This window comes from Chromobacterium sp. ATCC 53434 (genome assembly GCF_002848345.1).
In the GTDB taxonomy this organism is placed as follows: Bacteria; Pseudomonadota; Gammaproteobacteria; order Burkholderiales; family Chromobacteriaceae; genus Chromobacterium.
The window spans coordinates 1,447,955-1,473,360 of the sequence record NZ_CP025429.1; the positions used below are offsets into that span (position 1 = coordinate 1,447,955).

Below are 25,406 nucleotides of genomic sequence, written 5' to 3' on the forward strand. Positions count from 1 at the left end.
GCGAGTGTGACGAGGATGTACTGGATCAGGAGTGACGGCGATGAAGCTTTCCACCCGCCTGGGCATTCTGGTGCTGAACGCCGGCCTGGGATTGACGGTTCTGGCAGCGGTGGCCTTGTACGGCCTGCATGATTCGCTGCTGGACAGCCACCGAACGCAGATTCACACATTGCTGACGCTGGCGGGCAAGCAGGTGGCGCATTTTCAGCAGCTTGAGCAGGACGGCAAGCTGACCCGCGGGGAAGCCCAGCGACGGGTGGTGGAGGCGCTGAGCAGCCTGCGCGACAAGGGCACGTATGTATTCGCCCGGGACGGCAAGGAGCTGGTGCTGGTGCATCCGGACAAGCGCAAGCTGGGCAAGGCCGATCCGGGCGAGAAGCTGCCCGACGGCCGCACGCTGGTGCAGGCCTACCACGACGCGCTGCGCGACGCCGACATCGGCTTCGTGCAGATCCGCACCCGCCGTCCGGACGGCGACGTGCCGTTGCCGAAACTGAACGCGGTGATGCGCATCCACGGCTGGGACTGGACCATAGGCACCGGCGTGTTCCTGGACGATGTGGACCGGGTGTTCAATCAGCTGGCGCTGAGGCTGCTGTGCATAGGCGGCGCGGTGCTGGCGCTGGTGGTGGTGCTGGCCTGGCTGGTCGCGCGCTCGATCTACACGGTGATAGGCGGCGAGCCCAACCAGGCTTCGCGAACGGCGCGCGGCATCGCCGCCGGCGATCTGTCGCTGCGGGTGGTCAGCGAGCGCGACGACAGCCTGATGGGCGCGATCGCGGCGATGCAGGGCAGCCTGCGCGACATGATACAGCGGCTGCAGGGCGGGGCCGACGATCTGGGCCGGGCCGTCGGCGGCCTGAGCGGCCAGATCGAGCGGATCGACCATGTCGCGAAGGAGTCGCTGCAGGTGACGCGCGGCACATCGCACGAGATCGAGTCTATGGCGGCCAGCAGCAGCCAGGTGACGGCCTGCGCCGACGAAACCGAGAACAATTCGCTGCGCTCCTGCAAGCTGGCCAGCGAGGGCGAGAAGCTGGTGACGCAGGCCGCCGAGGAAATCCAGCTGGTTTCGGGCCAGATCGCCGACGCGTCGTCGCTGATCGGCAGCCTGGCGGGGCGCTCGCGCGAGATCGACGGCATCGCCTCGGAAATCAAGGAGATCGCCGAGCAGACCAATCTGCTGGCGCTGAACGCGGCGATAGAGGCGGCGCGGGCCGGCGAAACCGGGCGCGGCTTCGCGGTGGTGGCCGACGAGGTGCGCAAGCTGGCCGAGCGCAGCTCGAGCGCGACGCAGCGCATCACCGACATGGTGCAGCGGATACAGGTGGATACCGACTCGGTGGTGGACAGCATGAGCGAGGTGAAGCCGCTGGTGGCGCGCGGAGTGGATCGCGCGCGCGAGGCGGCGCTGGCGCTGCGCGAGATCAACCAGGGCGCGGAACACTCGCTGGATCAGATTCGCGCGATGGCGAAGGTGGCCACCGAGCAGGCGCAGGCCAGCCACAGCGTGGCGGCCAATGTGGCGTCGATCACGCGCATGGTCGACGAATCGCAGGCCTCGGTGTCGGTGGCGAACGGCGACGTGGCCGCGCTGGCCAAACTGGCGCAGCAACTGAAGGATTCGGTGTCGCGGTTCCGCCTGTAGCCATCGCCGGCTGTCGGATGGTGGTGGCGCGCGGCGCGGCTCTGCTGTATCTTGAATGTGTACATATTCAAGGTGCCGGCATGAGCGCATACCATCCCTTATCGATTCCGCCGCGAGGCGGCGTCCTGCCGCTGGCGGGCGGCACCGTCCGCGCCGGCTTTCCGTCGCCGGCCAGCGACCACATGGAAAGCGCCATCGACCTGCACGACTACCTGGTCGGCGATCCGCTGGCGACCTTCATGGTGAGGGTCAAGGGCGATTCGATGGAGGGGGCGGGCATCGACGACGGCGATCTGCTGGTGGTCGACAAGGGCCTGACCGCGCATCACGGCGACATCGTGGTGGCGGTGGTGGACGGAGAATTCACCGTCAAGCGCCTGCATCAGAAGCGCGGCTGCTGCGCGCTGATGCCTGAAAATCCGGCCTATCTGCCCATCGTGATGGAGGAGGGGCAGGAATTGCAGGTCTGGGGCGTGGTGACCGCCTGCGTGAAGAAATTCCGATGAAGACCTTCGCGCTGGTCGACGGCAATAATTTCTACGCCAGCTGCGAGCGCGTGTTCCGGCCCGACCTGGCCGACAAGCCCATCGTGGTGCTGAGCAACAACGACGGCTGCGTGGTGGCGGCCAGCGCCGAGGCCAAGGCGCTGCCCGGCATCCAGATGTTCGGCCCCTTCTTCGAGATCGCCGGGCTGTGCCGCCGGCACGGCGTCACGGTGTTTTCCAGCAATTACGCGCTGTACGGCGACATGAGCCGGCGGATGATGGCCATTCTGGCCGAGCACGCGCCGGGCCAGGAGGTCTATTCGATAGACGAGTGCTTTCTCGATCTGTCCGGCGTGGCGGAGCCGGAGGCGCTGGCGCGGCGGATGCGGGACAGCGTGCAGCGCCGCATCGGCATCCCGACCTGCGTCGGCATCGGGTCCAGCAAGACGCTGGCCAAGCTGGCCAACCACGTCGCCAAGCGGGTGCCGGGCTGGGACGACGGCGTGTTCGACTGGCGTCGGCTGGCCGAGGCGGACCGGGACGCGCTGATGGCCGGCCTGCCGGTGGGCAAGGTCTGGGGCGTCGGGCGTAAGCTGGCCGACCGCTTGCGGGAATGGCGGATAGACACGGCGCTGCAACTGAAAGAGGCCGATCCGCGACGGATACGGCAGGGTTTTGGCGTGACGCTGGAGCGCACCGTGGCCGAGTTGAACGGCGTCAGCTGCCTGGAACTGGACGAGGCGGCGCCGGAGCGGCAGCAAATCATTTCCAGCCGCTCCTTCGGCGAGAAGGCGTGCGACTTCAATGTGCTCGCCGCCGCGGTCAGCCACCATATCGCCACGGCAGGGGAGAAGCTGCGCGCGCAGCGCGGCGTGGCGCGGCTGATCGGCGTCGGCATCCGCACCAGCCCGTTCGGCTACGACGGCTACAACGGCTATACCGTGGTGCCGCTGCCCCAGCCCAGCGACGACGCGATGACGCTGACCCGCGCGGCGCTGGCCGGCCTGCGCGCGATCTACCGGCGCGGTCCCCGCTATCAGAAGGCCGGGGTGGTGTTGATGGAGATCTCGCCGCGGGAACGCCTGCAGGCCGATCTGTTCGGCCCGGCGCCCGACCCGCGCCGGCAGCGCCTGATGCGGACGATGGACGCCATCAACCAGACTTTCGGCCGCGGCTGCGTCAAGCTGGCTTCGGAGGCGCTGACGCCGGACTGGGAGATGCGGCAGGACGTGCGTTCGCCATGCTACACGACCCGGCTGGACCAGCTGCTCGAGATCGCCTGAGCGCGGAGCGCGCCGTTGTCCCGGTTCAGCCGCGCAGGTTTCGATTCAGGAATTCCAGCAGGGTATCGGTGACGAAGGCGGGATTCTCCTCGTTGCTGATATGCCCGGCATCGGGCACTTCGACAAACCGGCAGCCGAGGATGTCGGCCATCAGCCTGCCTTCGGACGGCGGCCGCGGCCGGTCCTGCTCGCCGGTCATCACCAGCGACGGGCACTGGATGCGCCGCAATCGCTCCAGCCTGTCCGGCCGGCCGAAGATCAGCCGGCCAAGCGGCAGCACGCTCTGCCGCAGCGTGCCGGCGGAAAGGGCGGCCAGGCGGTCGATCAGCCGCTGCAGCGTCAGCCGGGGCACTCGGGGCGAGTAGAACAGGGCGGCGATGCGTTCCTGCAGCGGCGGCGGTATCGCGCCGGCCTCCTCGACGATGTCCAGCATCTGAAAGTACCCGTCGCGGGTCTCGGGCGTTTCCGCGCCGACGAAGGTGTCGAGCAGGACCAGCGCGGCCACGCGTTCCGGATATTTCGCCGCCAGTTCCGCGCCCCACATGCCGCCGACGGACAGGCCGGCCACCGCGAAGCGCTTGATGCCCAGCCTGTCCATCAGCGCCATATGATCGTCGGCCAGCCGCTCCAGATCGGCATGGCCGTCGGCGAGCTGCGGCGACCGGCCGTGCCCCCACAGATCCGGAATGATGACGCGGTACCGTTGCGCCAGGGCCTGGACCTGAGGCTGCCACATCCGCCTGTCGAATAAATAGCTGTGGCCGAGCAGGACCGGAAAACCGGATCCCGTATCGACAAAATCCATCGTATTCATCGCGACTCCTTTACGGGCTGCCCGACGGCATGTCGACACGGGGTCGCCATCCCGTCGTTCCGCCCGGCTTCCTAATCGGCCGTCAAGCGTGCCATGCGGCGACGGCTGCCGTAGTCATCGACTTGGCATAATCGGATCATTCCTAGGGAACGGGTCGGCAGGCAGGAAAAAAGCCGGGAATGCCCGGCTTTTCGCACGCGGGGTCTGTTTGGGCCCCGGTTTCGGATCAGCGCTTGGCCGCGGCGGCGCGTTGCGACTTCACCAGCAGGAAGCGCGAGAAGGCGTCGATGCGGGAGGCGTTGCTGCCATCCTGGATGCCGGCGTCGCTCATCATGGTGTAGTAGGCGCCGGGCTGGAACAGGGCGGTGAACAAATAGCCGCTGCGCAGGTAATTGGTGTCCTTGCTGTTGCCGGCGCCGGTGGTGCCGTTCAGGCGGCCGGCATAGTGGCGGTCGCCCAGGCGCATCACGTCGAGAACGGTGTTGGCGATCGGCGCCAGCTGCGCGGCTTTCAGGCCGTAGCGTCCGCTTTGATACAGGCGGTACAGGCCGGCGCTGTCCAGGCTGCCGTGGCTGTTGTCCTCGCCGGAGGTGTCGGGCAGGGTGTAGCCCCAGTCATAGGCCGGGCGGCCGGCCTTGTCGGTGTAGCGGGTGAAGCCGGACTGGAGGAACCAGTCGAGGTTGGCCTGCAGGATCTGGTCGTAGCGTTTGACGCGGGCCGGATCGTCCTTCAGCAGCTCGTGCGCCTGGGCCAGGTTGAGGAAGCCGTAGCCGAACATCATCTGCTGGTTCCACGGCACCGGTTGGCCGGCTTTGTACGGCGCGTTGGCGGCGAAGTACAGGCGGTTGCCGTCGGTCAGCTTGATCAGCGATTTCAGGATGTGCTGGTCAACCGTCTTGTCGGCTTCGGAGAGATAGGTCTTGGCGCGTTGCAGATAGGTGGCGCCGAAGCGGAAGGGGTCGCCGCCGGCCACTTTCTGATTGTAAACCGCCGTGGTTTTCAAGATCTGGCGGGCGCAGCTGCCCAGATGGCCCACCGGGTCGCCCTGTTCGCCACCGGTCTGGATCGGGCTGACGTCCGGCTTGTTCGGCCATACCGGGTCGACGCGGCCGGTCCAGATCACGCGTTGGCCATTCGGGGCCGGCTGGATGTCATTGCGCTCCGACAGCAGCGCGTCGCAGAAGGACACCATCTTGTCCAGCAGCGGCTGGCTCGGCGCGATGTCGTAGACCAGGGCCATCGCTTTCAGGTTTTCGCCGCTGCGGCCTTGCGCCCATTCGTTGTCGACGTTGGAGGCGCCCGGCTGCAGCCCCTGCGCGAAATCGACGAAGGACTGGATTTCGTTTCGGGTGACCGGTCCGTCCAGGCTGTCCACGGTCATCGCGGCCGCCTGCGCGTTGGCGCAGGCGAGGGGCAGGCTCAGCATCAGGGTGAGGCGCAGCAGGGTCTTCGGTTTCATCGTCGGCTCTTTCATCCGGAAATAGACAGGGCGAGCAGCATCTTGCAATGCTTTTGCGCGCCTGAATATTCTATTTGAATTATTGGCGGCGCGGGCGATGGACTGCGCGCGACAGCGGCGCCGACAGGCTCAGATTTCTTGCTTGCGCATCCTGTCGCATACATGCCGGATCAAGTGATGGGCGATGGAGATGCCCGACGGCAGTTGCGGCAGCGCGTCGATATCGAACCAGCCGGCATCCTCGATTTCGCCGGCCTGCGGCGTGATCTCGCCGCCGTCGTATTCGGCGGTGAAGGCCAGCATCAGCGAGTGGGGGAAGGGCCAGGACTGCGAGAAGGCGTAGCGCAGGTTTTTCACCTTGATGCCCACCTCTTCCCAGGTCTCGCGATGCACGCACTCCTCCAGCGTCTCGCCGGGCTCGACGAAACCGGCCAGCGCGCTGTACATGCCGGGGGTGAAATGCGGGCTGCGCGCCAGCAGCAGTTGGCGGCCGCGGCTAACCAGCACCATCATCGCCGGCGAGATGCGCGGGTAGTAGACCTGGCCGCAACTGGGACAGTGCCGGCCCAGCTGGTCGCCGCCGACGATCAGCGGGGTGGCGCAATGGCCGCAGAAGCGGTGGCTGCGCAGAAACTGGCGCAGCTGGGCGGCGCGCGCCGCGGCCGGAATCTGCCCGGCCGGCAGCGTCGCCAGCGCCGGTCGCAGCGCCAGCCATTCGCCGTCCCGCGGGGGCTCGCCGACCAGTTCGGCGAGAAACAGATTGCGTTCTTCGTGGATGCCGAGAAAGCGCTGGCCGGTCAGCGCGCAGCCGGCCGGCGGCAAGGACGGCAACTCGCCGTCCAGCAGCCACAGCCGGCTGCCGTCGAAAACGCACCAGCGCGCGGGCAGTTCCGGCGCTGCTTGTTGCGGAAGTTCAAAAGGCATGATGCGACAGGCATGGTGGGAAGCGCTCAGTTTACGCCGACTCCCGCCGGCGCGTACATCCAGTGTTCGCTCTGGCGCCGCACCACCTCGTTGAGCGAGCCGCTCTGCTCGTGGATCTGGCGCAGCCAGCGGCTGTCGCTGTGGCATTTGAGCGCCCGCTGCCGCAGCGCGGCCAGCTGGCTCTGGCTGTTCAGCGCCTCGGCGTGCGGCTCCAGCGCGCGCAGCGTCTCCAGCAAGTCTTCCTGCAGGCCCTGCTGCTGATTCGAGCGGGCGTCGACCAGCACGCCGTCGAAGCCGAAGCGGCAGGCCTGGAAGCGGTTGTAGCTGTAGGTCAGATACGGTTCGGCGCTGATGTCGGACCATTCCTCGGCGAAGCAGCGCCGCGCCAGCATCTGGGCGTAGGCGGCCAGCAGCACCGGCGTCTCTATCGACAGCGGGGTGTCGCAGATGCGGATTTCCACGGTGCCGTATTCCGGCTTCGGACGGATGTCCCAGTAGAAGTCCTTCATGCTGGCGACGATGCGCAGCGACTCCATCCGCTCGAAATAACCGTTGAACGCCTGCCAGCTGTCCACCAGCGGCATGCAGCCGGACAGCGGGAAGGCGTTGACGCTGGTCAGCCGCGAAGTCTGGAACGAGGTGTCCACGCCCTGGTAGAACGGCGACGACGCCGACAGCGCGATGAAGTGGGGAATGTAGCGCGCCAGGTAGTGGGTGAGCCGCACGGCGGCGTCGCCGTCCGGACAGCCGATGTGGATGTGCTGGCCGTAGACGGTGAACTGCTTGGCCAGATAGCCGTACAGCTCCGATACCAGCTGGTAGCGCTCCTTCGGATAGATGCGCTGGTCGTCCCAGTGCTGAAACGGGTGGGCGCCGCCGCCGGCCAGACCCAGATTCAGCTTGTGCGCGCCGTCCACCAGCAGCTTGCGTATCGCCAGCAGCTCTTCCAGCATCGCGTTGACGTCGCTGTGGACAGCGGTGCCTATCTCTATCATGCCCTGGGTGATTTCCGGCTTGATGTCGAAGCCGTGCGGCTTGCGGTTGATCTGCAGCAGCAGGTCGTCGGAGCCGCGCGTCAGATTGTAGTCGCGGCGGTTCAATATCATCAGTTCCAGCTCCACGCCCAGGGTGAGCGGCTGGCTTTGGCTGAATTCAAGCATGGCTGGCTCCTGCGGTTTCGCCGGCCAGGCGCAGCGCCAGCCGGGTGAGGAAGGGGGCGGCGATCTCGTTGATCATAAGCGCGGCCATCAGCGCCGCGCTGAAGCTGGTGGCCGCCGTGCCCAGCGACACCATGCCCAGGCCCAGCAACAGCGCCGAGCCGCTGTTCAGCGGGCTGAGCGCCAGCCCGAGCAAGGCCCCCTGCTTGCGCGACAGGCCGTTGGCGCGCGCCGCCAGCCACCAGACCAGCATGCCGATGCCGCCGCGCAGCAGCAGGCACAGCAGCGCCAGCTGCCAGTGCGAGGCCAGCGCCTGCGGCGACAGATAGGCGCCGGCGGCGACGAAGAAGGCGACGGTGAACACATGGTTCAGCGACAGGATGCCCGGTTCGCTGACGGTATAGCCGTGGCGCAGCGTGCGGGTGCTCATGCCGGCGACCAGCAAGGCCAGCAGCGCCAACAGCGCCAGCATGTCGGCCAGGCCGACGACGAGGGCGATCAGGCCGAACAGCAGCACGCGCTGCGCCTCGCGCTGGTGGCCGCCCAGCCAGCGGTTCAGCAGGGTGGTGACGAGGCCGGCGGCCAGACCCAGGGCCACCGAGCCCAGGATCAGCCAGCCCGGCAGCAGAATGCCTTCCTCAACCGTGTGATTGGCCGACAGATGGCTGTAGGACAGCGCCAGCGCGAAACCTATCATCGCCAGCACGCTGGACAGCGCGGTGGCGGTCAGCAGCCGTTCGCTGACCTGGCCGTCGGCGCGCGATTCGCGGACGATCTCCAACACCACGATGGGCGAGGTGGCCATGCCGAGCGCCGCCAGCATCAGGCTGGCCGGCGCGCCGAAGCCGCTGCCGTTCAGCAGCGCGTACAGCGCGGCGAACACCAGCAGGCAGTAGAGCAGGGCGGTGGCCAGCAGTGTCTTCTCCACCCGCAGCCAGCGCAGGTCGACGCGGCGGCCTGCCTCGAACAGCGCGATGCCCAGCGCCAGCTGCACGAAGATCGAGGCCTCGTTCAGCAATTGCTGGTTCAGCAGATTGAGGCTGTAGGGGCCGATGATCAGGCCGGTGACGATGTAGCCGGTGATGGCGGGCAGGCGGGCGACGCGCACCGCGATCTGGCCGCCTATCACGCCCAGGGCCAGCAGAATGCCGAACGCCGCGAGCGGGTTCAGCATCAGCTCGTGCCAGATTGGAACGGTCATGCGTTTCTCCTGAAGGTTCGGGCGCGGTGGGCATTGAATTGCGCCGTGGCGCCCAAAGGTATCTATGACTGACGCGATTCAAGGCCAAGAGTTCATGCTGCTAGACTGGATGCGCCGCCTGGGCGGCAAGCGCGCGCCGCCCGCGCTGCTGGAAAAACTGCGGCGCGAGGCCGCCGTCATGCCATTGTTGCAAGGGCTGTCCGCCGACGAAAGCGGCCGCCTGGTTCAACTGGCCGGACGGCTGTTGCTGGACAAGGCCGTCACCGGCCTGGAGGGCATGGCGGTGGACGACGCCATGCGCTGCCGGCTGGCCCTGCAACTGGCGCTGCCGGGCATGAATCTGGGCCTGGCGGCCTACGGCAACTGGCGCGAGGCGGTGCTGTACCCGGCGCCGTTCGTCGTGCGCAGCCGCTGGCAGGACGGCATGGGCCTGACCCATGAGGGCGAGCAGGTGCTGATAGGCCAGGCGCATTACCAGGGGCCGCTGGTCTTGTCGTGGCCGGATGTCGAGGAGTCGCCGCTGTTGGACGGCTGGAACGTGGTGCTGCACGAGATCGCCCACCAGTTCGACATGCTGGACGGGCCGGCCAATGGCGCGCCGCCGTTGCACAAGGGCATGGACCGCAAGGTGTGGAGCCGGGCCTGGAGCCAGGCCTACCGGCAGTTCTGCCGCGAGGTGGATCGCGGCGTGGAGGGGTGGCTGGACCCGTATGCCAGCGAGAGTCCGGCCGAGTTCTTCGCGGTGCTCAGCGAGGCCTTTTTTGAAATCCCGCACCAGATGACGCGGGATTATCCGGAATTGTACCGCCAACTGACGCTGTTCTATCGGCAGGACCCGGCGCTCAGGCTGCCGCCGGTGGCGGAGGACGGCCTGTTGCCGCCCCCGCCGGCGCCTCAGCCCTGAGCCAGCAGCGCCTTTTCCCTTCTGTCCTGCAGCAGCAGCCAGCTGCCGACGCCGATGCCGATCAGGCATTGCAGCAGCAGATAGTAGGCCGGCGCCAGCGCGTCGTACTTCAGCCACCAGGACAGCAGCACCGGCGTCAGGCCGCCGGCGAAGGCGTAGGCGACATTGTAGGAGAACGACAGGCCGGAGAAGCGCACCGCCGCCGGAAAGGCGCGCACCATCACCAGCGGCACCGCGCCGACGATGCCGACGCAAAAGCCCAGCAGCGTGTACAGCGGATAGAGCTGGCTGCTGTCCACCGCCATCGTGGTGTAGAAGGTGTAGCTGGCGGCGCCGAGCAGCAGGCTGCCGCCGAGGAAGGTCAGGCCGCTGCCGATGCGGTCGGACAGCACGCCGGCTACCAGGCAGCCGCCGGTCAGCGCGACGATGGCCAGGCTGTTGGCGCGCAGCGAGTCCACCGGCAGGATGTTGAATTGCTTTTGCAGATAGGCCGGCGCCATCAGGATGGTCACGACGATGGCGATGGCCAGGAACCAGGTGGCGAACATCGACAGCGCCACGCCGGTCTTGTGTTTTTTCAACACCGTCTTCAGCGGCATTTCGTCGGCCAGCGCCTTGCGCGCCTTCAATTCGGCGAATACCGGCGTTTCGTGCAGCCATTGCCGCAACTGCATCGCCACCAGGCCGAACACGCCGCCGATCAGGAAGGGCAGCCGCCAGGCCCAGTCGGCGATCTGCTGCGCGCTGAAGGCCAGATTGATGGCGGTGGCGATCAGCGAGCCGAGCAGGATGCCGGCGGTCAGGCCGGAGGTGATCGCGCTGCAGGCGAGGCCGGTATGGCGCGCCGGCGCGTGCTCGGCGACGAAGACCCAGGCGCCCGGCACCTCGCCGCCTATCGCCGCACCCTGCAGGATGCGCAGCGCCAGCAACAGCAGCGGCGCGGCCATGCCGATGTCGGCGTAGGTCGGCAGCATGCCCATCGCCAGCGTCGGCAGCGCCATCAGCACGATGCTCAGCGTGAACATGCGCTTGCGGCCCATCAGGTCGCCGAAGTGGGCCATCACGACGCCGCCCAGCGGCCGCGCCAGATAGCCGGCGGCGAAAATGCCGAAAGTCTGCAGCTGGCTCAGCCAGTCCGGCATGGTCGGCGGAAAGAACAGCTTGCCCAGGGCTACGGCGAAGAAGACGAAGATGATGAAGTCGTAGAATTCCAGCGCGCCGCCCAGCGCGGCCAGCAGCAGGGTCTTGCAATCCTGGCGGTCGAGCGGGCGCGTGGCGTGCGGCGAGAGGGGGCGGTGGTTCATGGCGGGGGGCTTTCCTCTATTTGTGCTTGTTTTGTGCTTATGGTTATCGTCGGGCCGCATCGTTGCCGCGGCCCGCGCCAGCCAGATTAAATGAGCCGCCCGGTGTCTGACAATACGACTGGTTCCCGTCTACTTGACCGCCCCCTCCATGCCGCGCATGAAGAAGCGCTGGCACAAGGCGAACACCGCCAGCACCGGCAGTATCGTCAGCACCGCGCCGGCCGCCACCATGCGGGTCGAGGTGGCGAACGCGCCCTTCAGGTACAGCACCCCGACCGACAGCGGATAGAGCTCCGGCGTCTTCAGCACCACGCTGGGCCAGACATAGACGTTCCACGACCATACCAGCGTGAACACGCCCAGCGTGGCAAGGTAGGGGCGCGACAGCGGTAGGCAGACCCGCCAGAACAGCTGCCAGTCGCCGGCGCCGTCCATCCGCGCCGCGGCGACGATTTCGTCCGGAATCTCCTCGAAGGCGTGCTTCATCAAAAAGATGCCGAAGGCGCCGGCCAGCGACGGCAGCACCACGCCCAGCCGGTTGTCGTCCAGCCCCAGCGCGGCGATGGTGGCGTAATTGCTGATGAAGTTGATCTCGCTGGGCAAGAGCAGCGTGGCGATGACGGCGTAGAACACCGCCTGGCGGCCGGGAAAGCGCAGCTTGGCCAGCGGGAAGGCCGCCAGCGCCGACACCGCCAGCGTGCCCACCGTGGTCAGGCCGGAAATCCACAGCGAATTCCACAGGAAGCGGCCGACGGGAATGGCGTCCCATACCGCGATGAAGTGCCGCCAGCCGGCATCGCGCGGCCACAGCGGCGGCGGAAAGTCGAACACCTGCTCGCCGTCGCCGACGGCGATGCCCAGCGTCCACAGAAAGGGATAGCAACAGGCGAAGGACAGGATGGACAGCAGCAGGTAGTTCGGCAGCTGCCGCAGCAGCCGGCGCGGCGCGGCGCGTTTCAGGGCGATGGCGGTCATGGCGATCCTCAGCGGTGGTCGGCGCGCAGCAGCCGGAAATTCAGCCAGGCCAGCAGCAGGCAGGCGGCGTTCAAAACCAGGCCGGCGGCGCTGCCGCGGCCGAAGTCCAACTGGTTGAAGCCCTGGTGGAAGGCGTAGTAGAGCACGGTGTAGGTGGAATTCATCGGCGCGCCGCGGGTCATCACCAGCACCTCCTCGAACGACTTGAGCGCGTCCAGCGTCGAGATCAGGCTGCAGAACAATATGGTGGGCTTCAGCAGCGGCAGCGTGACGCGCCAGAAACGCTGCCAGCCGCCGGCGCCGTCCAGCCGCGCCGCCTCCTGGACCTCGGCCGGTATCGCCTGCAGGCCGGCCAGGTAGAGCACCATGTAGTAGCCGACGCCGCGCCAGTAGGTGACGAACATCACCGAGTACAGCGCCAGGTCTTCGTCGCTGAGAAAGCCGATGTCGCGTTCCGGTCCCAGCAGCCGCAGCCAGCGCAGCGCGCCGTTGATCACGCCGTAGTCGGCGTACATCCAGCTCCACATGATGCCGACCACCGACACCGTGGTGACCACCGGCAGGTAGAAGGCGGCGCGGAACAGCCGGATGCCGGGACGCTGTCGGTCCACCAGCGCCGCCAGCGCGATGCCGGACAGCTGGATGGCCGGCACCACCAGCAGGTAGCGCAGCGAGTTCAGCAGCGCTTGCGGGAAGACCGGGTCGTCCAGCAGGTAGCGGAAATTGTCCAGGCCCACCCAGCGCGGCGGCGACACCAGATCGTAGCGGGTGAAGGCGACATAGCCGCCGAACAACAGCGGCCAGAAGGTGAAGACCCCCATCAGCAGCAGCGCGGGGGAGAGGAAGAGCCAGGCATTGCGGGCCGACGATTTCATCATGGATATCCTGCGGGCGGCGCGATGGGAAGCCGCGCCCGCCGCGGCGGGCGCGCGGGCCGGACTATTTCAGCTGCCGGTTCCAGAAGGCGACGGCGTCGTCCAGCGCCTTTTGCGCGTCCTTGCGGCCGGTGACGGCCGCCTCGACGTTGTCGACCAGATTCTTCTTCAGATCGGCGACATTGGGCACGTCGGTCAGCACCAGGGTGCGGATATGGGTGGCCACCTTGGCGCCCTCGACGCGCGAGCTTTCGATGGCGCCGCCGGCCGAGGTCTTGACGAAATAGCTGTCGCCCAGCGCCTGGCGCGTCGACGGGAAGGTGGCGCCGGTGACCTTGGCGAAGGCCAGCTGCTGGCTGTCGCTGGTCAGGAACTTGGCGAATTTCACCGCCTCCTGCCGGGTCGCGGCCGGCAGGCCGCGCGATATCGCCCAGCTGAACAGATAGCCGCCCGGGGCGATGCCGGTCGGGCCCAGCGGCGCCGGCTGCACGACGGTGGCGGCATAGATGGCGCGCGCGTCGCTCTGCGTCTTCTGCGCCGATGTCGGCGCCGTTTCCATCATCGCCAGCCGGCCGCTGTTGTACAGCCGGATGCAGGCCTGGTAGTTGTCGTCGGCGAACAGATTGTCGCGGGCCAGCGCGCCGGCCTTGTAGGCGTCGGCGAACTTGCGGATCAGGGCGACATGGCGCGGGCCGTTGAACACCGCCTTGCCGTTCTGGACCAGCGGCAGGCCCTGGCCCAGCATGATGCCGTCTATCTGGCCCAATTGCGGCAACAGGCCGGCGACGCCGGTCTTGGCCTTGATGATCTTGGCCAGCTCGAGCTCGCGGTCCAGGCTGGCTATCGGCTGCTTCGGGTCCAACCCGGCTTTGCGGAACAGCCCGCCGTTGATCACCAGCACATTGATGTTGTTGTACCAGGGCAGGCCGTACAGCTTGCCGCCGAAGCTGAGATCGGCCAGCGCGTTGGGCAGGTAGCCGGCCTTGTCGGCGCCGAGCGTGGCGTCCAGCGGCTCCAGCGTGCCCTTCTGCGTGTACTTGAACAGCCGGGGCACGTCGTGGTTGACCAGGGCCGGCGGCCGCCCGGCGGCGATGGCGGCGTTCAGCTTGGTCTCGAAATTGTCGTTGAACACATCGACCCATTGCACTTCCACATTCGGATGCAGGGCCTCGTAGTGTTTCTTGACGCCGGCGAAATAGCCGTCGAAGGTCGGCCTCAGCGAATCGGTCCAGAATTCCAGCCGTATCTTGTCGGCGCTGGCCGGCGCGGCCAGGCCGCAGGCCAGTAGCGCGAGTCCTGCCAGCGCGGCGCGACGGGATGGTTTCATGTTCGTCTCCTCTTGCTCTTTATCGGGTCGTCAACGTTGCAGCAACAGCAGCGCGCCGGCGGCGGCGTCGCCCTGCGGCGGCGTCAGGCAGCGGCGGAAGCCCGGCGGCAGCCAGTCGTTCAGCGCGCGTCCCAGGCCGCCGCACAGCGCCACCGGCAAGTCGCCGTGCGGATCGAGCGCGCGGGCGATGGCCCAGGCGTCGTCGCCGGCCCGGCGCAGCAGCGCGTCGGCCTCCGGATCGGTGCGCGCGGCGGCGATCACCAGCGGCGCCAGCCGGGCGAAGCCAGCCGGATCCGCATTGCCGTTCCAGTGCATCATCGCCTGCCAGCCGCCGCCGACGAATTCCAGCACCGCCCGCGTCAGCGGGCCGTGCGGGCCGCGCCCGTCCAGCGCCATCTGGGCCAACTGGGCGGCGCGCTGGCCCAGCCAGGCGCCGCTGGCCTCGTCGCCGCTGGGATAGCCCCAGCCGCCGACTTCGCGGCGGCCGCCGTCCGGATACAGCGCCTCGCCTATGCTGCCGGTGCCTAGCGCGACGATGACGCCGGGGCGGCCGCCATGGGCGCCCAACAGCGTGGCGTAGCCGTCGGTGGCCAGCCGCAGCATGGCGAAGCCGGGCGCTTGCGCCTCGAATTGCGTGGCCCACTGCCGATTGTGCACTCCGGACAGGCCGAGGCCGAGCGCGCAGGCGCGGAGCTCGGGCTGGGCCAGGCCGGCGGCGTCGAAAGCCTGGGCGACGGTGGCCAGCACGACGCGCCAGGCATGCGCTATGCCCAGCGACAGCGCCGATCCCGGCCCCTCCGCCGCGGCCAGCGGGCGGCCGTCGGCGGCGACGACGCGAACGCGGGTGCCGCTGCCGCCGCCATCTACGCCGATCAAATACTGTATCGATGCATCCATGGTGTGCAGGGTGTCGAATCGACAAATAATGACATTTGAATTATTCGCAGTAAAGCATTCGTCATTTATTTCGTCAAGTTGATTTATTTAATCGTGTAAAAATGACAATATCCTGTTGTTTGTCGAGGCCGATGACGCCATACTGCCGGCCATGAAACTGTTCGCCGACAGGCCGGAGCCGCTGACGGTATCCGGCACCAATCTCGAACACGCGCGCTCGCACAATCGCCGCGCGGTGCTGGAGACCATCCGGCTCAATCGCCAGCTGACCCGCGCCGAACTGGCCAGGCTGACGGCGTTGACGCCGCAGACCGTGTCCAATATCGCCGCCGAGCTGCTGGACGCCGGCATGTTGCTGGCCGGCCCGCCGTTGCGCGAGGGCGGGCGCGGTCAGCCGGCGGTTCCGCTCAGCATCAATCCGGACGGCGCCTATTCGATAGGCGTGCAGCTGGGCCATCAGTCGTTGAGCGCCGTCGTGGTGGACCTGGCCGGCCGGGTGCGGGCGCGGACCGAGCGGGCGGTGCGGCGGCCGACGCCGGAGCAGGCGCTGCCATTGATCGCGGCAATGCTGGCCGAGATGCGCGGGGCCGCCGAGCTGGACTGGCGGCGCTTGCTGGGCGTGGGGCTGGTGATGCCGGGACCGTTCGGCGTCGAGGGCATGACCTCGGTCGGGCCGACCACGCTGCCGGGCTGGGAGGATGTCGACGGCGCCTGGCTGAGCCGCCAGCTCGGCCTGCCGGTATTGCTGGAAAAGGACGCCACCGCCGCGGCCATAGGCGAGCGCCTGTACGGCATGGCCAGCTCGCTGCGCAACTTCGCCTACCTGTTCATCGGCACCGGCCTGGGGGCCGGGCTGTTCCTCGATGGCCGCCTCTATGCCGGCGGCCGCCACAATGCCGGCGAGATCGGCCACATGATCGTGGTGCCCGGCGGCCGCGCCTGCGAATGCGGCAACCGCGGCTGCCTGGAGCGCTACGTGTCGCTGCGGGCCCTGCATGAAGAATTGGGGCTGGCCGACGGCGCGCTAGCCAGTCCGGATCCGCTGGCCGGACTGGCTATCGGGCCGGACGGCGAACGCTGGCTCGAGCGGGCCGCCGCGCCGCTGGCGCAGGCGGTCAACATCCTGGAATGCCTGCTGGACATCGAGGCGGTGGTGATAGGCGGCCTGTTGCCGTCGCACTGGCTGGACGCGCTGGTGGCGCGGCTGCATCCGTTGCCGGCGTCGACCCGGCGCGGAGACGGCGTGCGGCTGCGGATGGGCAGCGCCGGACGCGACGTGATGGCCCTGGGCGCGGCGGCGCTGCCGATTTTCGACGAGTTCAATCCGCAGTACGAGGTATTGCTGAAAAACGGCCGGAGCTGACGGGGCACCGGTTTCAAAACCTGGCGGCAAGGAGGGCGGGATGGCGTTGCGATTTCTGTTCAATCACCTGGGGTTCGAAACCGGCGCCGCCAAGCGCGCGCTGTTGCAGGGACCGGCCGGCGCGATGGTGGATGGAGTGGCGGTGCTGGACGCCGACGGACGGGTGGCGCTGAGAAGCCCGCTGCGCGCGCAGGGACCGGCCGAAGGCTGGGGCGACAGCCACTACTGGCTAGCCGATATCGGCGCCTTGAGCCGGCCCGGCGTCTATCAGCTGTGGCTGGAGGGCAGCGCGCCGCCGCTGGTGTCGGCGCCGTTCCCGGTGGCCGACGGCCTGTACGGCCCGGCGCTGTTGTCGGACCTGCTGTTCTATTTCAAATCGCAGCGCTGCAGCGGCCTGTACGACCTGGCCGACCGGCAAGCCGAGGAGGAGGGCGGCGGCGCGCGGCGCGACGTCCGCGGCGGCTGGTACGACGCCTCCGGCGACTGCTCCAAATACCTGAGCCACCTGTCCTACGCCAATCATCTGAACCCGCAGCAGACGCCGCTGCTGGCCTGGGGCCTGGTCCGCGCGCGCCAGACGCTGGCGCCGCAGCAAAAGTGGTTCGACGAGCGGCTGGTGGACGAGGCGCTGGTCGGCGCCGATTTCCTGCTGCGGATGCAGCACGAATCCGGTTTCTTCTACCAGACGCTGTTCGACGGCTGGAGCAAGGACGAAACCCGCCGCAGCCTGTGCGCCTATTCGACCCAGCAGGGCCTGCGCTCGGCGGCGTTCCAGGCCGGCTGGCGCCAGGGCGGCGGCATGGCGGTGGCGGCGCTGGCGGCGGCGTCCGGCCTGCCGCGCGACGGCGAGCATGAGCGCGGACTGTATCTGGCGGCGGCGCGGCAGGGCTTCGCCCACCTGCAGGAACATGGCCAGGACTATCTCCCCGATGGCCGGGAAAACCTGATCGACGATTATTGCGCGCTATTGGCCGCTTGCGAACTGTACGCCGCCAGCGGCGACAGCCATTACGCCGACGCGGCGGCGGAGCGCGTCGCCTGCCTGCTGGACCGCCAGCACGAGGACGGCTGGTTCTGGCTGGACAGCGAGCGCGGCCACAGCTACTGCCACGCGTCCGACGCCGGTCTGCCCTACCTCGCGCTGGCGCGCTACCTGGATACGCTGCCGGACGGTCCGTACGCGGCGGCGGTGGAGCGCGGCTGGCTTCGCGGCCTGAGCGGCGAGCTGGCGCGTACCGCGCGGCCGGGCAATCCCTTCGATTATCCGCGGCAATGGGTGCAACGGCCGGGCGAGGAGGCCGGGGCGCGCTTCTTCATGCCTCAGCGCAACGCCAGCGGCTATTGGTGGCAGGGCGAAAACGCGCGCCTGGCCTCGCTGGCCGCCGCGGCCTGGACCGGCGCCGCGCGCTGGCCCGAACAGGCGGCCGAACTGGGCGACTACGCGCAGTCGGCGCTGGACTGGATACTGGGACGCAATCCGTTCGACACCTGCATGTGGCAGGGACGAGGCCGCAACCATCCGCAGTACGAGCCCGGCTATTACAACGCGCCCGGCGGTGTCTGCAATGGCGTCACCGCCGCGCCCGGCCGCGACGACGGCATCGCCATGCTGGGGCCGGAAGAGACCGACATCAGCCAGTCGTGGCGCTGGAGCGAGCAATGGCTGCCGCACGGCGCCTGGCTGATGCTGGCGCTGGTGTTGAGGACGACGGCGGCCGGGCGCTAGCGAAGCCTGATGGTTCAATCAAAGCCTAGTATGCCGGCTAGCGTGCGTCTATAAGTGGGCGTGGTGCGGTACAGCATGGCGCTTGAATAGGCGGCGCGGCCGGGGCCGAATACCCTGATCGGCAAATAACCGATATGCGAGGTCATGCCTTGCCCTATGGTCAGCACCAGTTCTTGCCGAGTGAGCATGGAGGCTAGCTGGGGCGTCAGCGGTTTGCCTGCGGTGACGGTGCGGGTGGTGGTGGTGACGACAGGAAGGGCGAAGCTGGTGCGTGCAATTCCGGAAACTCCCTTGACCGCGATGGTAAGCACTGTGCTGAACAAGCCGGCAAGAGCGGAAATAATGCCCGCCACCGCCGCGATGGCGGCCAGCTGCTTTGATGCCCTGGGGAGAGTTCTCGATATTGCGCCGGAAAGTATGCCGAAAGCGCCGCTGACAATCCCGAAGAAACCGCTGACCAGGGTCAGCGAGGTGGCCGCCGCGGTCATTACTGTCGCTGCCGTCATGAAGGCGACAACCCCCGCGCCTAGCGTGAGTATGCCGATCACGACGGCGACGATGCCCAAACCTATGCTGACGCCAGCTGCAGGACTTAAGCTGCCGCGCGAGCCTGCCACATAGTGGTCAAACCAGCTCCTGTTGAAACCGTAATCAGAACGCTTCACATCGTCTTTATTGGTTTCGGTGGCGCGCAGCATAAGATACTGAGAGTTTCCGCCATCGAATATTTTCCCATCGACTGAAGAGATGTATAAGATCATGTTGAACATGCCCGGCGGCGAATAAATAGTTTCGCCCTGCATGCCGATAATCGGAGGGAAGGATCTTTTGATCGTATTCGACATATGAACCTCTAGGAGTGAAAAGTTAATCAAAGAGCCAGAGTCAGCATGCCTTCGACCAGAATCTGACCGCTGGGATTGCGGGTGTAGCGCTCAATGCTAAAATTGCTGGCATCCAATTGGCCGATGGTGGCCACTGGTGTTCCATCCGGCATGTTGAGGTAGAGTTTCGAGCTTACCGAGTGATCGGCGGCAAGCGTAAATGCGAGTTCCAGCCTGTCATCCACTTTGAAAAATATCATTTCGCCATCGAGAGATTTATCATCTGTTGATGAGTAATAAGTGGTTGAAATAGTTTCACTGCAGGAAAAGCGATTGATTGTACGCGTATTCGGTTGATCGAATATTCTGTTGATTGATGCGGCGAAGCCCGAGCCATCTTTGGTTTGAATCAAGCGCTCCTCCGCGTCATAGGAATAAAATTTCGCCTCCTTGCTTAAGGAAACCGGGGACTCGCTAGTGTTGGGAAGGGAAACACTGATATCATTGATGGCGACATTGTTCTTGTACTCATACAAAACGCATTTGAAGCCACCTTGCAGGCTGTGCATCAAGATCTGTTTTATATTTCCAGAATATTTGTCGTATGTGTAAGTTGTGGCTTTGGGGGCACCGTTTGGCACCGAACTGCGATGAATGATTTCCAAGCGGCCGCTTTTTTTGCTATATGCATAGCTGGCGGTGCAAACCAAGGGAGCGTGACGAAATTTCGAAGTGATGCTTCGCAAATTGCCAAGTGCATCGTAGTCATAGCTAATTTCTCTCAACTCATTGTTATATTCATCTCTTCCCAGATGGTCTTCGCCTGAGCAAACCCATTTTCTCAGCTGACTTTTCCCATCGTAATGGAATATTTCGCTGTGCTCGGGCTGGTCCGATAGCTGATAAGAAAAGCTCTTGATTCTATTCGCTTCATCCCATTCCCAGCGCAGGGCTGCAAGCTGGGCATTGGTTTTGCTTGGACGAGTTAAGGTATAGACGCAACCATTTTGTCTAGACTGTGCATCGTAGCTTATAGTTTTCTTTATTTCATGTCTGGTTTGATTGTCCAGCATGACTTGATAGGTAATCTCGTCCAGCTTAGAATAGGTATTATCTTCCTTTCCGCCACTTCTTGTATATTGTAGGGAGGCTCGTTCAATTCCCTCAATCGTCGCCGTGGCTTTGGCTAAATTACCTTGCTTATAGTCATATGATTCCAGGTATTGGGAATCTTTATTGCTAACTTTGGAAAGCTGGGTCTGGAAGATGGTTGTCAATATTCTGCCATCGATAGACCAAGAGTGGCTGATGTTGGAGTCATGAAAGGGTGTGGCCGTTTTTTCTGTTTTCACATGACCAAAGAAGTCGTAATCATAGCTAGAAGCTAAACTGGTGTTGGTCGTTGCTAAAAGCAGGTTGCCATCTTGGTTGTAAGCATAGGTATAGGTTTCAGCTTCTCCTTTTTCTTGAGTGTATATCGATTTGGTATGTAGTTTGTTTAGGTGGGAATAATAGGTGTAGGCTGTTTGTGGGGTGGTGTCATCTGCTCTGGCTTGATTTAAATCACTGCCAAGGTATTCGAATGTTTTTTGGCTGGCAGGCTGCAGCGCTGAGACCGAGGAGTCATAGGTGTATTTGGTTAAAACGCCTAGGCGATAGTCATATTTTTTCCTGAAAATGCTATCAAACTTGTTGATGAGAACCGTCTTATCATTAATTGTCGTTTCTTCTATTAGCTCGCCACCAGTTGGTGCATATCTTATTTTTTCTATTCCCCAAGTCGGGCCGCCATCCTTTTCTATAATCCTGCCATAATTATCATATCTGATTTTCTTAATATTGCCGATAGAGTCCTTTACATGAGCCGGTCTGTTCAAGCTGTCATAATAGATATATTCGGACCATAGTGGAGTATTGTTGTTGTCTTTCATGCAGAGTATCTTGCGAGTTACGGCATTTTCAATATCTATCTCTTCTCGCATCACCGTGTTTTCAGGCTGATTTTCAATACGTGTTACTTTATAGGGAATTTCTCTGGTGATCAGAGTTTTACTGTGTAGAAAGTCATCGTTCTTGATCGTTATGGATAGTAATTCACCATAAACATCATAATGGTATTCGGTCTTGCTATGGAGGAGTGGCAGGCTGGTCGATGCGACTGTCGCCGGATAGTCGAACTTCTCCTCGCTAGCGACTTGGCACAAAGCGTTATACTCTATTTTGGATAGCAACCTGGTTTGAGAGGAAGAGCCGGGTGTTGTGACATATTCTTCAATCATCAGACCAAGCTGATTAAATTTTCTTCGGAGAGCAATGCCATTCCATTGCCGGCTAGTCACGGCGTCTAAAGCATAAGAATAAGTTTCAGTGGCTGAGTGAGGGGTGCCGGCTCTAAGCTCTTTGCTTATCAAACGGCCTAAGGAGTCATACTGATAGTTAGTTTTGGCGCTATTCTCATCCACTTCATAGTCCAGCGCGCCGGTGAAAATATTGTTGGCCGTGACTTTTAAAATATTACCATCGCTATTGAATTCTTGGCAGATTACTGACGTAGTTGCTTCATTTATACGATAGCTATAATTTATGACTTTGCCATTTTCAGGTGGTCCATTTTCTGATTTAACATCCATGTATTCAATGCAGCTAGCAAGGCAGGCAAAGAAATCACCACTGCTATGATAGGAGAAGACTGTTTTAGAAAATTTCTGATCGTTGTCAATCGTCTTCAGTGTATTGTCAGTGTAAACTTTATTACTGATGTCTTTGACCAGTTTGATTTTTTTATTACTATTGGGCACGCTAAGTTCATGATAGGTGTAGCGCTGTACTTGCACGCGATTGAAATAATATTCGGCTAATGTGTTTTGAGGGGTATTGACGCTGGAAATACGCTCTTCTACCAGGTGTTTGGAAAAAATATCATCACCATTCATGCTTGGCTGTTCAAAGGTGCTGGATTTTTTCAAACCTTTTTCATCGATACTGTAAGTGATATTACCGTATCTGTCGTAGTGCGTTGTGGTGCTGGATCCCGTATAGATCGAACCATTTACATACTCGAATCTTGAAATGCTGGTGGGGTTAAAGGGAAGCCAAGTATTATCGTACTGATAGATGATCACACGGCAAAGACTGCTCAGTGGTTTGTCGGCATTATCTTCACCTTCCACCTCGATCAGTAACTGATGTGCTAAATTGTATTGCCGTTTGACGATTTTTACGTCATTTAGCTTGGTTTCGGTTTCATAGCCGGTAATCCGTGTTCTGCCGGTGTCGTGCAGCGTAATATTCGATGGGCTGAAAAAACTTCCGCTAGGGCTGGAGTATCCGGTGGTTCTGACGGTCTCGCTGTCTATTCTTTGGTCAACTGATTGAACCAAGTACAGGTTTGTACCCAGACTGTTTTGCGTTTGGTAGGTGATCCGGAGTTCTTCATTATATCGTTCCGGTGACGATACCAAGCTGATACGGCAGTATTCATTACTGTCTTTCAGATATTCGAACCGGTATCGTTGAAATTCCGTTTTTTCTTCCGTAAGACTAATACTGCTTAATTGATTTTCTTCATTAATTGTGCATTCGTCGATGAATTGTACGCCTGCTGAGTTTTTTCTTGTGATTTTTATTGATTTAGGATCGCTATAATCAAAAGAAACTAGACGTACAGTCGCATCCTCAATATAACTTAACAGGCCCGGGTTGGTATTGTTTACCCAGGTTAAATTAACCATTCGCCCGGTTGGCATTTGTACTCGCTCTAGCCGGCCTTTACTGTCCAGGTATTCTTCGATCCCATTTTTATATAATAAGCGATAGCTACGGTCGGAAAGGCGGTCAAGAGAAAATTCCATGGCCGCGTAGTTGCTAAGGCCAATATTGCTAATTGGGGAGTCTGATGTCGCACTGGTGGGTATAATCATGGTATAGCGCTTACCATCTGCCATGATCAAACATTTGGCTTCGACATCAATTTGAGTTAACGTCAATTCCCAGCCTATGCCGAAGCCGTAGTCCTTATTGCTCAATTGATTGAATCGTATTCCAATATCAAATAAAGGCCCTTGCAGGCGATTGGCGTTTACCGATCCAATTAAGACATTGTATGCAAAAAAACGAGTTCTCGGGTCAACCCCATTTGCTTGCCAGTTGATTTGATTCATCGGTGTGAAAAAACGATTCATTCTGATGCTCCATAATGTATATGTATCATCTTACTGTTTATTCGTTTCTGGAATAAGTTTTTTGATCTGTGGAAATTTTTTTGTAATTATCTGCGTAGGCCAGATCGTAATTCCATTTTTAAATCCAATGGTGTCTTGTAAGAGCAGAGTGATGTCTTCATCTGAGAAAAAAAGCAAAAATTCAAAACCGTTATAAGTGTCAGCACTGTCAAGTGAGTTGCTTGCCACCAAGGCATCTATGCTCTTATCTGAGCCAAATTGATAGCTACCCAAATTGGCTACGGCATCAATAGTCTTGTCAAATCCTTGGATTTTCAGCTGAGGAAATAGTGATAGAGTCTGCTGTTTTTTCTGAATCATGACTTCTTCTTGTAAATCCATCACGCAGCATTCCAATCCGGATATCAGCAGTGTGCTACTGGCTACCGTGCAAGACGCGTCAATATAATCAAATCCAAGCATTTTAAATTGCCGGAGTGACTGATTGACCCAAGCGTACCAATTGCTCATTGGTTGTCCTGCTGCGATAGGCGTGCTTCGAATGCCGGGGAAGTCCGGATTGTCCTTCGCTGGGGAGTTGAAATAAGCACCGCCGCTGAATACGAAGAGCATACCATCTTCATTGCCATCTTCTCTGGTACCGAAAACAGAGCAGATCGCGTCTACGGCACCGGTATGGGCACATTATTATTCTCAGGTAAAAACAAGTCGAATGGGTTGCTGGAGATGGCGCGGACATTGGCTTTTTCCCCTTTTAATACATCTTCCATGATAAAACTCTGATTTGGGGTGAATATAGCCATCTTTCCCTTTTGAACTGATTTGCTCGGATTTGAATAGACTGAGCGAATGCAAGTTTTGGACGCGACATTTTCTAAAGGCGCTATCGTCAAGTTGCCAAATAAAAATGGTGCTTCGGCACTGCCATCACTAGGAAAATGGAAGATGGAAAGCACTACGTCTTGAGTTCCATCAAATGGAAGAAAGCTGAATGGCTGATCAAGATAATATATATAAAAGTTGGCGACTTTTTCATCGCCGTACAAACCCTTGAAGCTGAAACTTGTTTGTTTGTCTGGATGTGTGCTGAGTGATAGTAAGCCGGTCACCATGGACTGACCACCGATAGACACAGTATTGCCACCATCGCAAAGGGCGAAATAGCCCTGAGTCGATGATATCTGGTCAATGGCGCTGGCAATCAGTTTGGCTGTCCAAAGCGTGCGCTTGGTCGATTGTTGCTTGAATGTGAGATCGATGCGCTTACCGGTGGAGATAATCTTCAGGCCGAGGAGAGGGTCGCTGTGGTGGGGGATCTGGTGTGGGTCGACTTGCAATGCTTCTTCCACCAGGCCGCAGAAGGCGTCCAATGTGAAAGTGGCGTCTGTGCTATTGATAATTTGATGGGCGTAGGAGGACCGATCCCGCATGACCAGGCCGCCAATTTTCAGGCTATCTTTGTTTTTCAGGGCATCGGCTGCGTCGTTATATGTTTTCCCTGCATCACCATTGAAATCGAATAGCCCGGGAAAAAAGAAATTGCTTAAGCCATTGTTATCATTTCCATGTAGGCTGATACTGGTTCTATCGGCCCAATTATCAGTTTCTGCTTTTAACTCATCATCCAGATAAAAGGTTTTGTAGTGCCGATACGCACCTGCTCTATAACTGGTCTTTCTTTTTTCGTATGTATCTTCATCTTCATTGCTTCCCACCTTGATGGCTTCAAATCCCAGATCAATCGAGCCTATGCCATGCTGAAAGCTGATCGCGCTTGCACAAGTTACCCCGTTGCTTGGGAATGTGTAGTTTTGCTGATATGAATCATTTATTTTCGGATCTAAATAAAAAGTTCTTTTGTTTGGGTTTTTAAAAGGAGCATGCACATTTTCTGTGCTGAGTACATAGCAATAAATCGATGTTTTTAATTTGTCGGCTTTTTTATATTCCAAAACATGACGTGAACCGAATCCATTTTGATATTCAATGCTGAACTGAAGAATATAGTCCAGTAATGCATAGCTACTATTAATTCGGCAGTAATAATCCGTACAGATTG

At 61.5% G+C, this 25,406-nt stretch carries 20 protein-coding genes; 6 read left to right on the forward strand and 14 right to left on the reverse strand.

Features of this window, described 5'->3' with window-relative positions; translation table 11 throughout:
* Positions 1 to 40: 40 nt before the first annotated feature.
* The 3 genes from CXB49_RS06955 (at position 41) to CXB49_RS06965 (ending at position 3,416) form a co-directional block, all read left to right on the forward strand.
* Entirely contained in the window at positions 41 to 1,648 is a 1,608-nt protein-coding gene (locus tag CXB49_RS06955) for a methyl-accepting chemotaxis protein (RefSeq protein WP_101707717.1), read from the forward strand.
* 80 nt (positions 1,649 to 1,728) lie between these two features.
* Positions 1,729 to 2,154 carry a LexA family transcriptional regulator gene (locus CXB49_RS06960; RefSeq protein WP_101707718.1) on the forward strand — a complete coding sequence of 142 codons (426 nt, stop codon included), beginning with the start codon at positions 1,729 to 1,731 and terminating at the stop codon, positions 2,152 to 2,154.
* Positions 2,151 to 3,416, forward strand: coding sequence for a Y-family DNA polymerase (locus CXB49_RS06965; RefSeq protein WP_101707719.1), 1,266 nt, complete (start codon positions 2,151 to 2,153; stop codon positions 3,414 to 3,416). Before CXB49_RS06960 ends, CXB49_RS06965 begins: the two co-directional genes overlap by 4 nt.
* Positions 3,417 to 3,441: 25 nt before the next feature.
* Here CXB49_RS06965 and CXB49_RS06970 read toward each other — a convergent pair whose 3' ends face one another.
* The 5 genes from CXB49_RS06970 to CXB49_RS06990 all read right to left on the reverse strand — a co-directional run bounded on the left by CXB49_RS06970 (position 3,442) and on the right by CXB49_RS06990 (position 8,971).
* Positions 3,442 to 4,230 carry an alpha/beta fold hydrolase gene (locus CXB49_RS06970; RefSeq protein WP_101707720.1) on the reverse strand — a complete coding sequence of 263 codons (789 nt, stop codon included), beginning with the start codon at positions 4,228 to 4,230 and terminating at the stop codon, positions 3,442 to 3,444.
* Between the two features lie 226 nt (positions 4,231 to 4,456).
* Positions 4,457 to 5,689: a hypothetical protein gene (locus CXB49_RS06975; protein WP_101707721.1), complete on the reverse strand. Its 1,233-nt coding sequence runs from the start codon at positions 5,687 to 5,689 to the stop codon at positions 4,457 to 4,459.
* Between the two features lie 129 nt (positions 5,690 to 5,818).
* On the reverse strand, positions 5,819 to 6,613 hold the full coding sequence (nudC, locus tag CXB49_RS06980; RefSeq protein ID WP_101707722.1) for an NAD(+) diphosphatase: 795 nt from the start codon (positions 6,611 to 6,613) through the stop codon (positions 5,819 to 5,821).
* 26 nt (positions 6,614 to 6,639) lie between these two features.
* Positions 6,640 to 7,773: a YbdK family carboxylate-amine ligase gene (locus CXB49_RS06985; RefSeq protein ID WP_101707723.1), complete on the reverse strand. Its 1,134-nt coding sequence runs from the start codon at positions 7,771 to 7,773 to the stop codon at positions 6,640 to 6,642.
* The gene (locus tag CXB49_RS06990) at positions 7,766 to 8,971 is read right to left on the reverse strand and encodes a cation:proton antiporter (RefSeq protein ID WP_101707724.1); all 1,206 of its coding nucleotides are present in this window, start codon (positions 8,969 to 8,971) and stop codon (positions 7,766 to 7,768) included. The genes CXB49_RS06985 and CXB49_RS06990 overlap by 8 nt, the downstream gene beginning before the upstream one ends.
* A 94-nt stretch (positions 8,972 to 9,065) precedes the next feature.
* Between CXB49_RS06990 and CXB49_RS06995 the strand changes: the two genes are divergently transcribed.
* The gene (locus CXB49_RS06995) at positions 9,066 to 9,875 is read left to right on the forward strand and encodes a zinc-dependent peptidase (RefSeq protein ID WP_233492967.1); all 810 of its coding nucleotides are present in this window, start codon (positions 9,066 to 9,068) and stop codon (positions 9,873 to 9,875) included.
* Here CXB49_RS06995 and CXB49_RS07000 read toward each other — a convergent pair.
* The 5 genes from CXB49_RS07000 to CXB49_RS07020 all read right to left on the reverse strand — a co-directional run bounded on the left by CXB49_RS07000 (position 9,866) and on the right by CXB49_RS07020 (position 15,253).
* Positions 9,866 to 11,179, reverse strand: a complete 1,314-nt coding sequence (locus CXB49_RS07000) for an MFS transporter (protein WP_101707726.1) — start codon at positions 11,177 to 11,179, stop codon at positions 9,866 to 9,868. The two genes, CXB49_RS06995 and CXB49_RS07000, sit on opposite strands and share 10 nt — an antisense overlap.
* Before the next feature lie 129 nt (positions 11,180 to 11,308).
* Positions 11,309 to 12,154 (reverse strand): carbohydrate ABC transporter permease, encoded by an 846-nt coding sequence (locus CXB49_RS07005; protein WP_101707727.1) that lies wholly within the window; start codon positions 12,152 to 12,154, stop codon positions 11,309 to 11,311.
* Between the two features lie 8 nt (positions 12,155 to 12,162).
* Entirely contained in the window at positions 12,163 to 13,032 is an 870-nt protein-coding gene (locus tag CXB49_RS07010) for a carbohydrate ABC transporter permease (RefSeq protein ID WP_101707728.1), read from the reverse strand.
* Between the two features lie 61 nt (positions 13,033 to 13,093).
* The gene (locus CXB49_RS07015) at positions 13,094 to 14,356 is read right to left on the reverse strand and encodes an ABC transporter substrate-binding protein (protein WP_101707729.1); all 1,263 of its coding nucleotides are present in this window, start codon (positions 14,354 to 14,356) and stop codon (positions 13,094 to 13,096) included.
* Positions 14,357 to 14,386: 30 nt separating this feature from the next.
* Positions 14,387 to 15,253, reverse strand: coding sequence for a BadF/BadG/BcrA/BcrD ATPase family protein (locus tag CXB49_RS07020; RefSeq protein WP_101707730.1), 867 nt, complete (start codon positions 15,251 to 15,253; stop codon positions 14,387 to 14,389).
* 151 nt (positions 15,254 to 15,404) lie between these two features.
* Here CXB49_RS07020 and CXB49_RS07025 point away from each other — a divergent pair, with 151 nt between their 5' ends.
* Together CXB49_RS07025 and CXB49_RS07030 are read left to right on the forward strand one after the other, a co-directional pair.
* Entirely contained in the window at positions 15,405 to 16,616 is a 1,212-nt protein-coding gene (locus CXB49_RS07025; protein WP_101710638.1) for an ROK family transcriptional regulator, read from the forward strand.
* A gap of 40 nt (positions 16,617 to 16,656) precedes the next feature.
* Positions 16,657 to 18,342, forward strand: a complete 1,686-nt coding sequence (locus CXB49_RS07030; protein WP_233492968.1) for a glycoside hydrolase family 9 protein — start codon at positions 16,657 to 16,659, stop codon at positions 18,340 to 18,342.
* A gap of 14 nt (positions 18,343 to 18,356) precedes the next feature.
* Here CXB49_RS07030 and CXB49_RS07035 read toward each other — a convergent pair whose 3' ends face one another.
* Genes CXB49_RS07035 through CXB49_RS23270 form a run of 4 tightly spaced genes read right to left on the reverse strand, consistent with a single transcriptional unit; the run spans position 18,357 to position 25,299 of the window.
* Positions 18,357 to 19,187 (reverse strand): hypothetical protein, encoded by an 831-nt coding sequence (locus CXB49_RS07035; RefSeq protein WP_158300647.1) that lies wholly within the window; start codon positions 19,185 to 19,187, stop codon positions 18,357 to 18,359.
* A gap of 26 nt (positions 19,188 to 19,213) precedes the next feature.
* Positions 19,214 to 23,347 carry a hypothetical protein gene (locus tag CXB49_RS23260; RefSeq protein WP_158300648.1) on the reverse strand — a complete coding sequence of 1,378 codons (4,134 nt, stop codon included), beginning with the start codon at positions 23,345 to 23,347 and terminating at the stop codon, positions 19,214 to 19,216.
* Between the two features lie 30 nt (positions 23,348 to 23,377).
* Positions 23,378 to 23,959: a hypothetical protein gene (locus CXB49_RS23265; protein ID WP_158300649.1), complete on the reverse strand. Its 582-nt coding sequence runs from the start codon at positions 23,957 to 23,959 to the stop codon at positions 23,378 to 23,380.
* 50 nt (positions 23,960 to 24,009) lie between these two features.
* Positions 24,010 to 25,299, reverse strand: coding sequence for a hypothetical protein (locus CXB49_RS23270; protein ID WP_158300650.1), 1,290 nt, complete (start codon positions 25,297 to 25,299; stop codon positions 24,010 to 24,012).
* Positions 25,300 to 25,406 lie beyond the last annotated feature (107 nt).

Excerpts from the sequence above, each read along its gene's own strand:
- CXB49_RS06955 (WP_101707717.1), top strand. The coding sequence starts at position 41 with ATGAAGCTTTCCACCCGCCTGGGCATTCTGGTGCTGAACGCCGGCCTG.
- CXB49_RS06960 (WP_101707718.1), top strand. The coding sequence starts at position 1,729 with ATGAGCGCATACCATCCCTTATCGATTCCGCCGCGAGGCGGCGTCCTG.
- CXB49_RS06965 (WP_101707719.1), top strand. The coding sequence starts at position 2,151 with ATGAAGACCTTCGCGCTGGTCGACGGCAATAATTTCTACGCCAGCTGC.
- CXB49_RS06970 (WP_101707720.1), bottom strand. The coding sequence starts at position 4,230 with ATGAATACGATGGATTTTGTCGATACGGGATCCGGTTTTCCGGTCCTG.
- CXB49_RS06975 (WP_101707721.1), bottom strand. The coding sequence starts at position 5,689 with ATGAAACCGAAGACCCTGCTGCGCCTCACCCTGATGCTGAGCCTGCCC.
- nudC (WP_101707722.1), bottom strand. The coding sequence starts at position 6,613 with ATGCCTTTTGAACTTCCGCAACAAGCAGCGCCGGAACTGCCCGCGCGC.
- CXB49_RS06985 (WP_101707723.1), bottom strand. The coding sequence starts at position 7,773 with ATGCTTGAATTCAGCCAAAGCCAGCCGCTCACCCTGGGCGTGGAGCTG.
- CXB49_RS06990 (WP_101707724.1), bottom strand. The coding sequence starts at position 8,971 with ATGACCGTTCCAATCTGGCACGAGCTGATGCTGAACCCGCTCGCGGCG.
- CXB49_RS06995 (WP_233492967.1), top strand. The coding sequence starts at position 9,066 with ATGCTGCTAGACTGGATGCGCCGCCTGGGCGGCAAGCGCGCGCCGCCC.
- CXB49_RS07000 (WP_101707726.1), bottom strand. The coding sequence starts at position 11,179 with ATGAACCACCGCCCCCTCTCGCCGCACGCCACGCGCCCGCTCGACCGC.
- CXB49_RS07005 (WP_101707727.1), bottom strand. The coding sequence starts at position 12,154 with ATGACCGCCATCGCCCTGAAACGCGCCGCGCCGCGCCGGCTGCTGCGG.
- CXB49_RS07010 (WP_101707728.1), bottom strand. The coding sequence starts at position 13,032 with ATGATGAAATCGTCGGCCCGCAATGCCTGGCTCTTCCTCTCCCCCGCG.
- CXB49_RS07015 (WP_101707729.1), bottom strand. The coding sequence starts at position 14,356 with ATGAAACCATCCCGTCGCGCCGCGCTGGCAGGACTCGCGCTACTGGCC.
- CXB49_RS07020 (WP_101707730.1), bottom strand. The coding sequence starts at position 15,253 with ATGGATGCATCGATACAGTATTTGATCGGCGTAGATGGCGGCGGCAGC.
- CXB49_RS07025 (WP_101710638.1), top strand. The coding sequence starts at position 15,405 with ATGAAACTGTTCGCCGACAGGCCGGAGCCGCTGACGGTATCCGGCACC.
- CXB49_RS07030 (WP_233492968.1), top strand. The coding sequence starts at position 16,657 with ATGGCGTTGCGATTTCTGTTCAATCACCTGGGGTTCGAAACCGGCGCC.
- CXB49_RS07035 (WP_158300647.1), bottom strand. The coding sequence starts at position 19,187 with ATGTCGAATACGATCAAAAGATCCTTCCCTCCGATTATCGGCATGCAG.
- CXB49_RS23260 (WP_158300648.1), bottom strand. The coding sequence starts at position 23,347 with ATGAATCGTTTTTTCACACCGATGAATCAAATCAACTGGCAAGCAAAT.
- CXB49_RS23265 (WP_158300649.1), bottom strand. The coding sequence starts at position 23,959 with ATGCTCTTCGTATTCAGCGGCGGTGCTTATTTCAACTCCCCAGCGAAG.